Consider the following 14,832-nt stretch of genomic DNA (forward strand, 5'->3'; position numbering starts at 1 on the left):
ACAACTTGATCAAGAACTTGGGAACCGCCTGTTTGACACACTCGACGATCTCCGTGAGGCTGCTCTCTCTGCACTCGACCGGGTCGAAATCCCAGATGTGTTTACGTATTTATGTCCGTGAGTATGAGTCCCACCCCGCACCGCGACCGCACCTCACACCTCCCCAGCCTCGTCAGTCGCCTCCGCTTCGCTCCGGTGACTGACTCCCTCGCGCGTGCTGCTCGGCCGCGGGGCGGCCTCGCAGGCACGCGCCACCGCCTCTTATTTGTAAATAGTCGCCACTGCTCACGGATTGTTCGCAACAGCAGAATGGGACCGCCCGGATTCGAACCGGGGTCACGAGCACCCAAGGCTCGGAGTATACCACTAACCCACGGTCCCGTACTCCTACATACCCCGAAGAGCCGCTAAAGGGTTTCGTTGCGCGTCGTCACTCCTCGTCGTCGCGCCGTTCGAGGTCGGCGACGATGTCGTACGGGTCGGTCCCCTTCCGGACCGAGTCGAGGATGAAGAACGCCTCGTCGGGCGCGAGGAAGTGCCGCGTCACCCCGCGGCCGAGCGGCGTCGGCTCGAAGCCGTCGATGAAGTTCCACTCCAGCAGCTTCCCGAGCGCGTGCTTGGTGGGGACCTCGCCGATCATCCGGTCGTTGAGGCGCTTCGCCTTCTTGCCGGCGACGACGACGTTCGCGAGCGTCTCCTCGGCGGCCGCGGTCTCGTCGTAGTGCGTCGCCACGTCCTCCATCTCGCCTTTCAGCAGGGTGAACGCCACCTCGTCCTCCGTGCGGTCCATCGACCCGTGGTAGACGCCGTCCGGCTCGACGAGGAGGTAGACCCGGCCGCGGTCGTGGTAGTCCGGGCGTCCGGCGCGCCCGAGCATCTGCGAGAACTCCTGGACGGAGAGCCACTCGATCCCCATCGCCAGCGAGTCGAAGATCACCTGCGAGGCGGGGAAGTCGACGCCGGCCGCCAGCGCCGCGGTGGTGACGACCGCCGAGAGGTCCTGATTCCCGAACATGCGCTCGACCTTCTTCCGGCGCCCGTAGTCGAGGCCGGCGTGGTACGGCGCGGAGTCGTACCGGAGCTTGCGGCTGATCTCGTGACAGCGCCGCCGCGAGTTGGTGAAGATGATCGTCTGCCCGCGGTACCCCTTCGACGACTTCGTGTCGAACTCGCGTTTCACGAGCTTGTCGGCGATCTGGGCCTTCTCACGGCTATCAGCGAAGGTGACGTGGCGCTCGATGGGGACCGGGCGCTCCTCGTACTCGATGAGCGTCGCGCGGAGCTTCTCCGCGAGCCACTCCGGGTTCCCGACGGTCGCCGAGAGGTAGACGAACTGCGTCCCGTCGTAGCCCGCGCGGGTCTCCATCCGGTCCTCGCTGTAGTACTTCAGCCGGGAGATGAGCCCGTCGAGCCGGTGGCCGCGCTGGCCCTCCTTCAGCGTGTGGACCTCGTCGATGACGACCGTCCCCACGTCGCCGAGGTCCTTGCCCGTCCGGAGCGCGTGGTCGATCCCCTCGTAGGTGCCGACGATCACGTCGGCGTTCGGGTCGAAGCGGTTGCCGTCGTCGTTCACCCGCGAGGAGCCGACCCGGATGGAGACGTCGAGCAGGTCGCCGTAGCGGTCCTCGAAGTCCTCGTGCTTCTGGTTGGCGAGCGCGACGAGCGGGACCAAGAAGAGCAGCTTCCCGTCCCCCTTCAGCGCGCGGTCGATCCCGGTCAGCTCGCCGACGAGCGTCTTCCCCGTCGCCGTGGCGCTCACCACGAGCTGGTCGTCGCCGTCGAGCAGGCCGTTCCGCACGGAGAGACTCTGGACCGGCAGTAGCTCCTCGAAGCGGCCTTGGAGGTGCGAAGAGAGGTCCGGATGGAGGTCCAAGTCTTCGGTCCGGACGGGCGAGACGTCGTCGACGTTCGCCGACACCTCGTCGTACTTCGTGAGGTCGGGGTCGAGTCCGCCCTGGAGGAGACTCACGATCCGGTCGAGGTCGCCCGACTCGTACAGCAGCTCCTCCAATCGCTCCTCGGCCGCGCCCGTGAACTCCCCTTTGTACGACAGCTCCCGCTCTAGCTCCCGGCGGGCGCAGTCCCGACAGATCAGCTCGCCGTTGTGGTCGATGGCGTCCTCGCTCGTGATCGGCCCGTAGCGCCCGTCGCTCGCGCAGCGCCGGCAGGTCCGGACCGCCGTCGCCTCCAGCTGGTAGCCGTCGAGCATCTCCTTCAGCCGCGTCCGGTTCTCCGGCGAGGTCTGCTCGGAGATGCGGATCCGACCGGCCGCCCGCGCGAGGTCGACGAACTCGTCCGGCTGGCGGGGGTGGTCCTCCCCGTCGCGGATCACCCGGAACTTCCCCGGGCGCGGGCCCGCGGAGGTCTTCTTGAGTTCGAGCCGCCCGCGGAGCACGCGCTTGCCGTCGCGGTTCGCGACGACGGTGTAGTCGCTCCGCGCCTCGTGGAGGAACAGCGTCTCGACCTCGGCCAGCTGCTGTGACACTGCCGTGCGGTACGCGAGCGAGGTATTTCAGGTGTTCGGCTCGGGGATCGGAACCGGTTCGGAGACACGCGGCGCCGCGGCTACGTCACGCGAACGCGCGGAGAAAAACCCGCCTCACGGACGGGGTCGGGGTCGAGGGGTCTACGAGACGAGCAGCTTCTCGCCGCGGTCGACCGTGATCCGGCACGGCGGGGAGAGCTTGTTGTACGCGCGGCGGAACGCCTCCTTCACGACGGAGGCCTGCTCGACGTCGCAGTAGGCGGTGAACACGACGTCGTCCTTGTTGAGCCGCGCGGCGGTGCCGACGGGCTTGCCGAACGCCTGGCGCATCCCGTCGGAGACGCGGTCCGCGCCGGCGCCGGTCGCCTGCTTGTTCTCTCGGATGACCTGGTGGGGGAACTTGCGGAGGGTCATCTTGTAGTTGCCCTCGCCGAGCTCCTTGATCAGGTGGCGGTTCGCCGAGAGGCGCGCGCTCTCCAGCGACCCGTGTCGAACCTGGAGCTCCTCCTCGACGCGGAGGCTGATCTGGACGGGGTAGTCGTCCGGCTCCGCGGAGAGGTCGCCCATGTTGTGCTGGGCGATCTTCGAGCCGGGGATACCCGTGATGTACTCGCGGCGGGTGTACGACGGCTTGTCGATCGTCCGATACATAGAGGCGGGTTTGTCAGACATGGCTACTTGTCCGATGTAGCCCGCGCTGCGGCGATAAACCCTTCGATAGCGAGGCGTCCGCCGCGGCTCCTCAGGGAGTCAGCGCCGGCGATCCGCCGGATTGCGGTCTGCGTTGACACGCCGCCCGCTCACTCCTCCGGCGTCGGTTCGAGCGCGACGTGGTCGAAGCCGCGCTCCGCGAGCCGCTCCGCGGCGCGGTCGGTGACCGACGGGGCGACTAAGATCCCGCGCACCTCCGGCGAGTCCGCGTCGTCGGTCTCGCCGTCGTTCGCCTCGATCCCCAACTCCTCGCGGAGCGCCCGGACGTACCGCGCGAGCTGTCCCACGGCGTCCGGACCGACCCGGCGGCGCTTCAACTCGACGACGACCGGCGTGCCGTCGGCGTCAACGCCGAAGACGTCCATCGGACCGGCGCTGGACGGGCGTTCGGTCTCGCGGGGCTCGAACCCGGGCTCGACGAGGTCGGGGCGCTCCAAGATTCGGGTCCGGAGGTCCTCCTCGCTCCCGTGGAGCGTGAGGTCGCGGCCGCCGGTCACGGCCATCGCGGAGAGCTGGTCGACGGCCGCGAAGCGGACGGTCAGGGTCTCGTCGGGGTTGCTCCGCGTCGAGCGCACGCGCAGCCGTCCCTCGCGCACCGCGGCGCGGTGTTCCGACCCCGGCGGCTGCCAGTTGACGGGTTGCCGCCCCTCGTCGGTGTGGACGAGGGCGGCGCCGTCGGGCTTCAACACGAGCAGTCGGTCGCCGGCGCCCAGGTCCGAGGCCGCACGCCCCTCGTAGCTGACCGTACAGCGGCCGAAGACGCTGATCAGGTCGCCGCGCTCGAAGGCGTCCTCCAGCTCCCAGAGGGCCTCGCGGTGGCTCGGGTCGTGGACGCTCGTGACTGTCACTGGCTCTCGTAAGCGGTCGCGGGGGAAAAAGGACGCGAGCCGGGGCCGGTCGTCACCGTTCGGCGAGGCGACGCGCCGTTCGGCTCGTCTCAGTCGCCGCGCCGCGACACGACAATGCCGGCGACGAAGAGGACCGCGCCGAGCGCGAACGCGGCGACGCGAAGCGTCGTGTCGGAGACGAGGATTCCGGCTAACACCGAGACACCGAATCCGGAGTGTAACACCGCGGTGAGATTCATACGTCCGGTACGGTCGCGCGGCACAAAAGCGGGTCGAACCGGCGGGCTCGGCGGTCGCCGTCCGGCCGGGTCAGGTCCCGTGTTCCCAGCTCCCCATGTACTCGCGCTGCTCGTCGCTGAGGTCGTCGTACTCGACGCCCTCGGCGGCGAGCTTGATGTCCGCCACCTCGCGATCGAGCTCGTCGGGCACGTCGTGGACGCCGGCGTCGTACGCGTCGCCGTTGGCGGCGAGCTCGCGGACGACGACCGCCTGAACGCCGAAGCTCTGGTCCATCACCTCGACCGGGTGGCCTAAGGCGATGGGCGCGGCGAGGTTGACGAGGCGGCCCTCCGCGATGACGTTGAGGACGCGGCCGTCGGGCATCTCGAACCCCTCGACGCCGTCGCGGACCTCGTAGCGGTCCACGGCGAGGTCGTCGAGGTCGTCGAGGTTCACCTCCACGTCGAAGTGGCCGGCGTTCGCGAGCAGGACGCCGTCGCTCATCTCCGCGAAGTGCTCGCGGGTGATCACGTCGCGGTTGCCCGTCGTCGTGATGAACACGTCGCCCTTCGCGGCGGCCTCCTCCATGGGGAGCACCTCGTACCCCTCCATGTGCGCTTCGAGCGCCTTCCGCGGGTCGACCTCGCAGACGATGACGTTCGCGTTCTGCCCGGACGCCTTCTTGGCGACGCCCTTCCCGCACTGGCCGTAGCCACCGACGACGACGTTCTTCCCGGCCCACGAGAGGTTCGTCGTCATCGCGATGGTCGCGAGCGACGACTCGCCCGTGCCGTGGACGTTGTCGAACAGCTGCTTCATCGGCGTGTCGTTGACGGCGAAGACGGGGTAGTGGAGCTCGCCGTCGGCGTCCATCGCGCGCAGGCGGTCGACGCCCGTGGTCGTCTCCTCGGCGCCGCCGACGATGGAGTCGATCAGGTCGGGGTATTCCTCGTGGACGAGTTTCACCATGTCCATCCCGTCGTCGACGGTGACGGTCGGCTCGTGGGCGATGCAGGCGTGCATCGCGTCGTAGTACTCGTCGTCGTCGACGCCCCGCACGGCGTAGGAGGTGATCGACTCGTGGTCGTCGAGCGCGGCCGACACGTCGTCGTGCGTCGAGAGGGGGTTACACCCGGTGATCGCCACCTCGGCGCCGCCCTCGGCGAGCAGTTCGACGAGGTTCGCCGTCTTCGCCTCGACGTGCATCGCCATCGCGATCGTCTCGCCGGCGAGCGGCTGCTCGTCGACGAACTCCTCGCGCAGCGCGTTCAATATCGGCATGTGCTGGAGCGCCCAGTCCATCTTCCGGCGGCCCTCTTCCCGGGCCGCATCGACGTCGGAGAGGTGCTGTGACACCGGCGGATACGCGGTTTCGCTCATACCTCTCGGTTCGCTCACGGCGCACTAAACCCTGCCGACACCGGAGTGCGTCCGCAAAATGAGAGTCGGTCTCGGCGACCGTCGCCCGCGTTACCGAACCGAGCTGCGGACCGCGTCGTCAGTTCCCGCCCGGGCCGCCAGCGTGGTCCGGCGGTCCGCCCTCGCCGTCGTCATCGTCGGCTTCCTCGTCCGCTTCGTCTTCGTCAGCGTCCTCGTCGGCTTCCGTTTCCTCCTCGTCCGCTTCGTCTTCGTCAGCGTCCTCGTCGGCTTCCGTTTCCTCCTCGTCCGCTTCGTCTTCGTCAGCGTCCTCGTCGGCTTCCGTTTCCTCCTCGTCGGCGTCGTCTTCAGCCTCGTCTTCCTCGCTCTCCTCGTCGGCGTCGTCTTCAGCCTCGTCTTCCTCGCTCTCCTCGTCGGCGTCGTCTTCAGCCTCGTCTTCCTCGCTCTCCTCGTCCTCTTCGTCTTCCGCGCTCTCCTCGTCCTCTTCGTCCTCGTCGGCGTCCTCGCCCTCTTCGTCGGCGTCGTCGTCTTCAGCATCACCCTCGGTCTCCTCGGCATCGTCGCCGTCCTCCTCGCGGTCGGGGCCGGCGTCGGACGGCGGGCCGCGCTCGTCGTCATCCTCACCGTCGGGACCGGCGTGATCGGGCGCGTTACCGGGCGCGTCGGTCTCGTTCTCGGCGTCGTCGCCATCGTCCGCGTCGTCCGGACCGCCGGGGCCGCCCGCGTGGTCCGGGGCGTTACCGGGGTTGTTCTCCGTCACGAAGTCGGAGACCGCGCCACCGATGCCGCCCTCGCGGTCCTCGATGTCCTCGATGAACTCCCGGACGAGCTGGCCGAACGGCTGCCCCTCGGCCTCGTCCTCGTCGCCGACGGTGAGGTCGACGGTCGTCGAGACGCTCTCGCCCTCGTACGCGGCGGTCACCTCGACCGTGACGTTCTCCTCGGCGGCCGGGAGGCCGACGGTTCCGTCTTGGTCCGTCTCGTACTCGCCCGCGCCGGCGTAGGTGGCGTTCTCGTCGACGGTCGCGACGGTCACCGAGGCGTTCTCGACCGCGGTGTCGTCGTCGGTGACCGTGACGACGGGCTCGCCGTCGGTGTCGTCGACGGCCACTTCGAGGCCGTCGGGCGCCTCGATGTCGACCGTCTCCGAGGCGCTCTCGTTGTCGTATTCGGCCGTGACGTTCACCGTCACGTCCTCCTCGGCGGCCGGCAGCGTCACCGTGCCGTTCGCGTCGGTCTCGTACTCGCCCGCGCCGGCGTAGGAGGCGTTCTCGTCGACGGCCGTGACGTTCACCGAGGCGTTCTCGACCGGGTCGTCGTCGTTCGTCACTGTGACGACGGGCTCGCTCTCGGCGTTCGCCACGTCGAGTTCGAGGCCGTCGGGCGCTTCGAGGTCGACCGTCGTCGAGGCGGTGTCGTCGCCCGCGGCGGCGGTCACCGCGACGGTGACGTCCTCCTCGGCGGCGGGAAGGTCGACCGTGCCGTTCGCGTCGGTCTCGTACTCGCCGGTCCCCGCGTACGACGCGTTCTCGTCGTCATCGTCGACGACGCTCACGACGACCGTCGCGTTCTCGACCGCGGTGTCGTTCTCGGTCACCGTGACCGTCGGTTCGCCGTCCGCGTCGTCGACGGCCACTTCGAGGCCGCCGTCGGCGGCCGCGACGCCCGTCGCCGCGACGCCCGTCACGGCGCCGAGCGCGACGACTGCGGCCAGTAGGATCGCTCTCGTGCGTTCGCTCATGTCCACTCGGGTCCAGTCTCCCTTTCGGTATAAAAAGCGAAGTCGCTTAACGCGGTTTAATCCGGTTTGTATCCGGGTTAACGGCGCTGTTGCGTCTGTTTTGATTGATCGCCGTTAACGCGAGTATCTCGGTCGTGATCCCCCAGAGTTCGCCCCCGATTCGGCTCGGTCGTCGCTCGCGCGCGACACGTTTCTCCGGTCGTATTCCGAGTCGCTCCCGCAGAGAACACGCCCAAAGCCCCCGTGGCTGCCCCTTTGAATCCCTCCCCGCCCGGCACCGCAGCCTCACGCCTCCCCAGTGTCGTCGGCCTCCTTCCGGTCGGCCGACTCCAGCGAGAATCGAAGATTCCCTGGCAGCCGGCGCTACGCGCCGGCGACCTCGCGCGTGCTGACGAGCGCCCGCAGGGCGCGAGTCGCACGCGCCACCGCAGTTCTATATATGAATAGCCGTGCGTCCGCTACGCCGAATCCACGCGGTCGACGAGGTCGCTCGCAGCGGCCGCGGCGCGCTCCTGTACGACCGCGGCGTCCAGCGTCAGCACCTCTCGGTCGCGCATGAGAATGTCGCCGTCACAGACCGTGTGGCGCACGTCGCTCCCGCGGGCCGCGTACGCGAGGTGCGAGACGGGGTCGTGGACCGGCGTCAGGTGCGGCGCGTCGAGGTCGACGACGGCGAGGTCGGCGGCCGCACCCGCCTCGATCCGACCACCCGGGAGTCCGAGGGCGTCCGCGCCGCCGGCCGTCGCCATCTCAACGACCGCCCCCGCAGGGACTGCGCTCGCGTCGTCCGCGGCGAGCTTCCCGAGCATGGCGGCGTCGCGCATCTCGTCGAACACGTCGAGGTCGTTGTTCGAGGCCGCGCCGTCGGTGCCGAGCGCGACGGTCACGCCGGCCTCGCGGAGCCGCTGAACCGGGGCCATCCCGCTGGCGAGCTTCATGTTCGAGGCCGGGCAGTGGACGACCGCCGTTCCCGATTCGGCGAGCCGGTCGATCTCGCCGCCGCCGACGTGAACGCCGTGCGCGAAGAAGTCGTCCGGGCCGAGCGCGCCGAGGTCCTCGGCGTACGCGATCGGTCGCTCCCCGCGCTCGTCGACGATCGGGTCGACCTCGTCCGCCGTCTCGTTGGCGTGGAGGTGGACCGGAACGCCCGCCTCCCGCGCCTCCGCGACCCCCTCGCGGAGGAACTCCTCGCCGACCGTCGTCAGCGAGTGCGGCATGAACGCCGTGCGGATCCGGCTGTCCGCCGCGCCATCAAGTTCGCGGGCGACCGCGAGGCTCTCCTCGACGTCCGCGCGGGCGTCGGCCGCGTCCTTGCCGACCGTCACGACCCCGTGGCCGAGCCGCGCGCGCAGCCCCGCGCGGTCGACGACGTCCGCGACCCGGTCCATCGCGAAGTACATGTCCGCGAACGCGGTCGTCCCAGATCGGATCATCTCCAGGGCGCCGAGCTCCGCGCCCGCCTCAACGTCGTCCGGCGTCAGTTCGGACTCCGCCGGCCAGATGTCCTCGCGGAGCCACGGGTCGAGCGGTTTGTCGTCTGCGTACCCGCGGAGCAGCGTCATCGCGACGTGCGTGTGCGCGTTGACGAGCCCCGGGATCACGAGCGACCCCGACGCGTCGAGCGTCTCGTCGGCGTCGGGCGGCGCCTCGCCGTCCGCGCTCACGTCTCGTACCTCGACGATCCGCCCGGCGTCGCGGTCGATCGTCACGTCGGCCTCGGTCACGGAGCCGTCGGGGCGGAGGACGCGGCCGCCCGTCACGCGAAGCGCGTTCATACGGACCGATCCCGCTCCTCGAACCAAACGGCTTCGGTTCCGCCGGGCCCCTCCGAAGCCTCTTAGGCCGGCGCCGCCGCAGTGCGGGCATGGCAACCGACGCCCAGCAGGCGTGTTTCGAGGCCGGGATCAAGTTCGGCTCGCTGTACCACCAGTTCGCCGGCACGCCGGTCAGCCCGTCGAGCACGCGGAGCATGGAGGCCGCGATGGCGGAGGCGATCGAGAACCAACCGCACTGCGAGGCGGTGACCGTCGACATCCACGACGACCGCGTCGCCGACGCGATCGACCACGAGAACGGCTACACGGAGCTCACCGGCTCGCTGATGGACGTGGAGATGCGGATCGCGTACGAGGGCGTCACGGTTCACACGCGGATGGCGATGGAAGACGGGTACCCGCTGATGGAACTGGTCGACGTGGTCGACGACTGACGGCGAGTCGTTACGGTCCGGGGGCGCCGACTCGGCCGGTCCGACCGTCGCGGTCCGGAGAGTCAGGGCCAACTCTGTCCGACGCGGACCCGATCGCCGTCGACCCGAACGCTTAGTATCGCGACCCGCCTACCGCAATCCGAACGCGGCCGACGCTTCCGATTCCCCGCTTTCAGAGACGCCCATGGTCGACAGACGCCACGACGGTCGGACGGATCGCACCGGCTTCGACGAGACGAAGAACTACCTCTCGACCGCCCTCGGCCGCGTCGTACCGCGGGCGGTGGCGCGGCGCGCGCTCGAGGTGAGCGTCAGCACGGACGCCGCCGAGTACGCGCCCGACGAGCCCATCTCGATCACGGTCATCATCCGCAACCGCCTGCCGGTCCCAATCGAGGTCCCGACGACGACGCGTCGCTCGTGGGGGTGGGCGGTCGACGGCGTCTTGGAAGCCACCGACAAGCGACGCTACATTCGCGGTGAGGAGTCTTCGCTGTCGTTCCGCGCCGGCGAGACGAAGCGGGCGACGGCCACGTGGAACGGTCGCTTCCGCCGCACCGCCGACGACGGCGGGCTCGACCGATCGGTCCGGGCCGATCGCGGCGACCACACGATCTCCGTGTTCGTGCCGGTCCCCGGCGCCGACGAGCGCCACGAGGACGCCACGCAGATACGGATCCGCTGACACCGCCGGTGACGTCAGCGAGCGGGCCGCCGAGGCGCCGCGCGGCGAGGTGATTTTTAAAAAGGGTCGGCGGTCAGTCGTCCGCTTCGGGCGCTTCCGTTCCGGGCCGCGCCGCGCCGCCTACCGTGGCCTCGTCTACCGCGGTCGCGACCGCCTCGTCGCGGCGCAAGTGACACGCCGAGTAGTGGCGGCCGTCGCCGATCTCCGACTCGATCTCGTAGGCCGGCCGGGCCGTCGCGCAGACGCTCTGGTCCGCGAACCGCTCGACGAGGATCCGCTCGGCGTCCTCGAACTTGTCGCGCTCGATGTGGCCCAGCGCCTCGTCGAGCAGGGTGCCCGCGTCGCCGCTCGGGACCGCGTCCTGGAAGTACCGCGACCGGAGGACATCCGGATCGGTCTCCTCGAACGCCCGGCGCTCGACCGCTCGCTGGAACTCGACAAGGTTCCGCCAGGCGCCGTCGCTCATGTCGTACTCTTCCGGCTGGATCACCTTCGGACAGCGGGTCCGGAACCGGCAGCCCGAGGGCGGGTCGATCGGCGACGGCACGTCGCCGGACAGGAGGGCGGTCCGCCCCCCGCTCCGCGGATCCGGGACCGGAATCGCGTCGAGGAGCGCCTGCGTGTACGGGTGCTGCGGGTTCTCGAACAGCTCCTCCTTGTCGGCGAGCTCGACGATGTTCCCGAGGTACATCACCGCCACGCGGTCGGAGATGTGGCGGATGACGCTCAGGTCGTGCGCGATGAACAGGTACGTGAGGTCGAACTCTTCTTGTAGCTCCTCCATCGTGTTGAGCACCTGCGCCTGGATCGAGACGTCGAGCGCCGACACGGGCTCGTCGCAGACGATGAAGTCGGGGTTCACCGACAGCGCCCGCGCGAGGTTCACGCGCTGGCGCTGCCCGCCGGAGAACGCGTGCGGGTACCGATTGTAGTGTTGCGGGTCGAGCCCGACCTTCTCTAACAGCTCCTTGGCGCGCGCCTCGCGCCCCTCCTCGTCGAGCATGCCGTGGGCCTTCATCGGCTCCTCGACGATCGGCCCGACCTTCATCCGGGGGTCGAGAGAGGACTGCGGGTCTTGGAAGATCATCTGCATGTTCTTCCGCATCCGTCGCAGCGGCTCGCCGGACAGCGATGCGAGGTCCTTGCCCTGGAAGTAGACGCTTCCCTCGGTGGGTTCAAGCAGCCTGAGGACGGTACGGGCCAGCGTTGACTTCCCGCAGCCGGACTCGCCGACGAGCCCCAGCGTCTCCCCTTCCTTGATGTCGAAGTCCACGCCGTCGACGGCGCGGACATCGGAGGTCGACCGGGAGACGTACGGGAACTCGTCGTCGAGCTGGACGCCCGCGAGGAGTCCACTCTCGTTGTCGAAGTGCTTCTTGAGGTTCCGCACCTGGAGGAGCGCCTCGGGGTCCGACTCTGGCGGGCCGACTTTGGTCATTCCGCCTCACCCCCGGTCTCGGTGAACCCGGCGGAGAACCCTCCGGTCGCCTCCGTGTCGATCGGGGGACTCGTGTCGTACCCGATGTCGAACGCGTCGTGTTTCACGCACGCGGCCGTGTGCGTCCCCTCGGCGTCCCCGCTCATCTCCCGCGGCTCGGGGTGGACCTCACGGCACACTTCTCGGGCCTCGGGACACCGCGAGTGGAACCGACAGCCGGAGGGCGGGTCGATCGCCTCTGGCATCACTCCCTTGATCGGCCTGAGCTCGTCGACTGTTTCGTCGGGGCGCGGCATCGAGTCGAGCAGCGCCGACGTGTATGGGTGTTTCGTGTCGTAGAACAGATCGTCCACCTCCGCCTGCTCAATTATCTCGCCGAGGTACATCACGTTCACCCGGTCGCAGATCTCCGCGACGACGCTCATATCGTGGGTAACCCAGATGAACGAAGTATCGTACTTCTCTTGGAGGTCCTTCACCATCTCCAGGATCTCGCCTTCGACCGTGACGTCGAGCGCGGTCGTCGGCTCGTCGGCGATGATCAGGTCGGGCTGACAGGCGAGCGCCATCGCGATCAGCACGCGCTGTCGCATCCCGCCAGAGAACTGGTGCGGATACTCGTCGTACCGCGACTCCGGCGCCGGAATTCCGACCTCCCGGAGAATGTCGATCGCCTCCCCTTTCGCCTCGTCGGTGCCGAGGTCGCGGTTAATTTCGATGAACTCTCGGAGCTGCCCTCCGACGGTGAAGACGGGGTTCAACGACTCCATCGGGTCCTGGAAGATGATCGCGATCTCGCGGCCGCGGATCCGTTTCCGCATCTCCTCTTCGGTGAGCATCTCGTCGCGCGGGCGCAACTCGCCGCCGCCGTCCTCTTCGAGGCCGAAGATCGTCTCGCCTTTGAACTTGATCTCGCCGCCGACGATCTCGCCGGGGCTGTCGACCAGCCGGAGGATACTGGAGGTCGCGACGGACTTCCCCGCGCCCGACTCGCCGACGAGCCCGACGATCTCCCCCTCGTGAACGTCGAAGGAGATGCCGTCGACGGCGCGGACCGTCCCGTCCTCGGTGAAGAACTGCGTCTTGAGATCGCGTACGCTGAGTAGTGGTTCGCTCATATCAGTTGTTGATCCGCGGATCGAGGGCGTCTTGGAGGCCGTCGCCGAGAATGTTGAAGCCGATGACGGTGATCAGAATCGCGATACCGGGGAAGATGCTGAACGTCGGCGCGGGGAGCATGTACCCCCGCGAGGCGGACAGCATCTGCCCCCACGATGGCGTCGGCGGCTGCGCGCCGAAGCCGAGGAACGAGAGTCCGGCCACGATGAGGATGCTTACCCCGACCTGAAGTGTCGCCTGGACGAGCACCGGGGCGAAGCTGTTGGGGATGATGTGCCGGAAGATGATGTTCCGGTCTTTCACCCCGGCCGCCCGCGCGGCCTCGACGTAGTCCTCCTCACGGATGGACACCACGCGGGACCGGATGAGACGGTTGAAAACGGGGATCGCGGTGATCCCGACGCCCACCATCGCGAACGTGAGGTCCCGGCCGAACGCGGTCATGAACGCGATGACTAAGACGAGGAACGGGATGGCGTAGATAGTCTCGGTGACGCGCTGGAGCACGTCGTCGATCCAGCCGCCGTAGTAGCCGGAGACCGCGCCGATGACGGTACCGCCGCCGAGGCCGATGGCGGTCGCGAGGAACCCGACCGTCATGGCGATCCGCGTCCCGTAGATTGTCCGGGAGAGCAGGTCGCGGCCCCGGTGGTCGGTGCCGAGCGGGTGTTCGAGTACGCCCTGTCCGAACTGGTTCTCCATGCCGACCGGCGGGAGCAGCCGCCGCACGTTCTGTGGGTCGGTCTCCGGATTATACAGCACCGCCTCAGCGATGGCGTAATCGAGAACGTAGTAGTCGAACGCGGCAAAGATCGCGACGAACGTCATGAACCCGACGATGTAGGTCCCGATCCGCGCCGTCGTGTCCTGTCTGACCTGCTTCAGCGTGTACCGGAGCCCGACGCGGGCCTCGACCTCGTCTGGCCCACCGCTCTCGTCGCTGTTGTCCGGCGTGTCGTCGTCCGAAGTTGCGCTGTTGACAGACATTACTCGTCACCGTATGTGACCCGCGGGTCGAGGTAGCTGTACGTGATGTCCGTGACGATCACGCCGATCACGTAGACGAACCCAAACACGAGCGTCGTGCCCATGATCAGCTGGTAGTCCTGATTGTTGATCGCAGTAATGATCAACCGGCCCATCCCCTGAATCTCGAAGACGGTCTCCGTGAGGACGGCGCCGCCGAGCGCGGTTGAGAGCCCCAGGCCAATGATGGTGATCACCGGGAGCTGCGCGACTTGGAACGCGTGCTTGCGCACGATCGTCGACTCGGGCACGCCGTACGCCCGAGCGAGCTTCACGTACTCGCCCTGGAGCGAATCGACCATCGACGAGCGCTCGATCCGGGTGATCTGCGCCATCTGGAGCGTTCCGAGCCCGATCATGGGTAAGAAGAGGTGATGCGCCGTCTGGCGTAACACCCCAATCCGCGTCGCTGCCCCCCGCACGTCCGCCGGGTCGGCCCACGGGAGGACGAGCCCTCGCGCGGGGAACCATCCGAGGTAGAACGCGAAGACGATGATCAACACCAGCCCGATCCAGAACGACGGCGTCGAGACGCCGATGAGCGAGACGATCCGCGAGACGTGGTCCGCCGGCTCATTGCGCCGCTTCGCCGAGATCACGCCGAGCGGGATCGCGGTGACGATCGCGAACGCGAACGCTGATAGCATGAGCAGCAGCGTCACTGGGAGCCGGAGCAGGATCATCTCCAAGACAGGGCGGTCGTAGTAGATACTAAGCCCTAGATCTCCCGTTGCGACGCCGCTGAGGTACGTGAAGTACCGAACGTGTATCGGTCGGTCGAGGCCGTACTGGGCCCGGATCGCCTCGACCTGCTCCTGTGCCGGCGTTGGCCCCAACATGATCTCGACCGGATCGCCGGGAATCTGGTTGGCTAGGAAGAAGGTTATCGTCACGATACCTATCAGTACGGGTATCGCCTGTGCGAACCGCCGGAGTGTGTACCGAAGTAAACTCACTGTCGTGGATCTCTTGTT

Annotated in this window: 13 protein-coding genes, 1 tRNA gene and 1 pseudogene; 3 read left to right on the forward strand and 12 right to left on the reverse strand. The window is 68.2% G+C overall.

Annotation, left to right across the window (positions count from 1 at the left end; genetic code table 11):
* Nucleotides 1–121, forward strand: a pseudogene (locus tag EXE41_RS08505) (IS630 family transposase); the annotation flags it as partial.
* Nucleotides 122–310: 189 nt separating this feature from the next.
* Here EXE41_RS08505 and EXE41_RS08510 read toward each other — a convergent pair.
* From EXE41_RS08510 to EXE41_RS08540, 8 genes are all read right to left on the reverse strand, one after another.
* A tRNA-Pro gene (locus tag EXE41_RS08510) sits at nt 311–381 on the reverse strand.
* A 49-nt stretch (nt 382–430) separates the two neighbouring features.
* On the reverse strand, nt 431–2,485 hold the full coding sequence (locus EXE41_RS08515) for a DEAD/DEAH box helicase (RefSeq protein WP_137690753.1): 2,055 nt from the start codon (nt 2,483–2,485) through the stop codon (nt 431–433).
* A 141-nt stretch (nt 2,486–2,626) separates the two neighbouring features.
* The gene (locus tag EXE41_RS08520) at nt 2,627–3,157 is read right to left on the reverse strand and encodes a 50S ribosomal protein L16 (protein WP_004599151.1); all 531 of its coding nucleotides are present in this window, start codon (nt 3,155–3,157) and stop codon (nt 2,627–2,629) included.
* A 128-nt stretch (nt 3,158–3,285) separates the two neighbouring features.
* A complete protein-coding gene (gene nucS / locus EXE41_RS08525) occupies nt 3,286–4,044 on the reverse strand; it encodes an endonuclease NucS (protein ID WP_049932852.1) in 759 nt (252 codons plus the stop codon).
* An 89-nt stretch (nt 4,045–4,133) separates the two neighbouring features.
* Nucleotides 4,134–4,283 carry a hypothetical protein gene (locus EXE41_RS19275; protein WP_167373095.1) on the reverse strand — a complete coding sequence of 50 codons (150 nt, stop codon included), beginning with the start codon at nt 4,281–4,283 and terminating at the stop codon, nt 4,134–4,136.
* A gap of 70 nt (nt 4,284–4,353) precedes the next feature.
* Entirely contained in the window at nt 4,354–5,643 is a 1,290-nt protein-coding gene (locus EXE41_RS08530) for an adenosylhomocysteinase (RefSeq protein WP_086220818.1), read from the reverse strand.
* Nucleotides 5,644–5,761: 118 nt separating this feature from the next.
* Nucleotides 5,762–7,381, reverse strand: a complete 1,620-nt coding sequence (locus EXE41_RS08535) for a DNA primase (RefSeq protein ID WP_137690754.1) — start codon at nt 7,379–7,381, stop codon at nt 5,762–5,764.
* 458 nt (nt 7,382–7,839) lie between these two features.
* Nucleotides 7,840–9,156, reverse strand: coding sequence for an amidohydrolase (locus EXE41_RS08540; RefSeq protein ID WP_086216825.1), 1,317 nt, complete (start codon nt 9,154–9,156; stop codon nt 7,840–7,842).
* 89 nt (nt 9,157–9,245) lie between these two features.
* Here EXE41_RS08540 and EXE41_RS08545 point away from each other — a divergent pair, with 89 nt between their 5' ends.
* Nucleotides 9,246–9,590: a dihydroneopterin aldolase family protein gene (locus tag EXE41_RS08545; protein WP_049932849.1), complete on the forward strand. Its 345-nt coding sequence runs from the start codon at nt 9,246–9,248 to the stop codon at nt 9,588–9,590.
* Between the two features lie 184 nt (nt 9,591–9,774).
* Complete coding sequence (locus EXE41_RS08550) at nt 9,775–10,275, forward strand: hypothetical protein (protein WP_049932848.1); 501 nt, start codon at nt 9,775–9,777, stop codon at nt 10,273–10,275.
* 73 nt (nt 10,276–10,348) lie between these two features.
* Here the strand turns inward: EXE41_RS08550 and EXE41_RS08555 are convergent, their stop codons facing one another.
* The 4 genes from EXE41_RS08555 to EXE41_RS08570 are packed head-to-tail and all read right to left on the reverse strand — an operon-like array spanning nt 10,349 to nt 14,814.
* Nucleotides 10,349–11,713, reverse strand: a complete 1,365-nt coding sequence (locus EXE41_RS08555) for an ABC transporter ATP-binding protein (protein WP_049932847.1) — start codon at nt 11,711–11,713, stop codon at nt 10,349–10,351.
* Nucleotides 11,710–12,831: an ABC transporter ATP-binding protein gene (locus EXE41_RS08560; protein WP_049932846.1), complete on the reverse strand. Its 1,122-nt coding sequence runs from the start codon at nt 12,829–12,831 to the stop codon at nt 11,710–11,712. Before EXE41_RS08560 ends, EXE41_RS08555 begins: the two co-directional genes overlap by 4 nt.
* A 1-nt stretch (nt 12,832) precedes the next feature.
* Entirely contained in the window at nt 12,833–13,819 is a 987-nt protein-coding gene (locus EXE41_RS08565) for an ABC transporter permease (protein WP_049932845.1), read from the reverse strand.
* On the reverse strand, nt 13,819–14,814 hold the full coding sequence (locus EXE41_RS08570; RefSeq protein ID WP_222104443.1) for an ABC transporter permease: 996 nt from the start codon (nt 14,812–14,814) through the stop codon (nt 13,819–13,821). The genes EXE41_RS08565 and EXE41_RS08570 overlap by 1 nt, the downstream gene beginning before the upstream one ends.
* Nucleotides 14,815–14,832 lie beyond the last annotated feature (18 nt).

This window comes from Halorubrum sp. SD690R (assembly GCF_005435035.1).
Lineage (GTDB): Archaea > Halobacteriota > Halobacteria > Halobacteriales > Haloferacaceae > Halorubrum > Halorubrum ezzemoulense.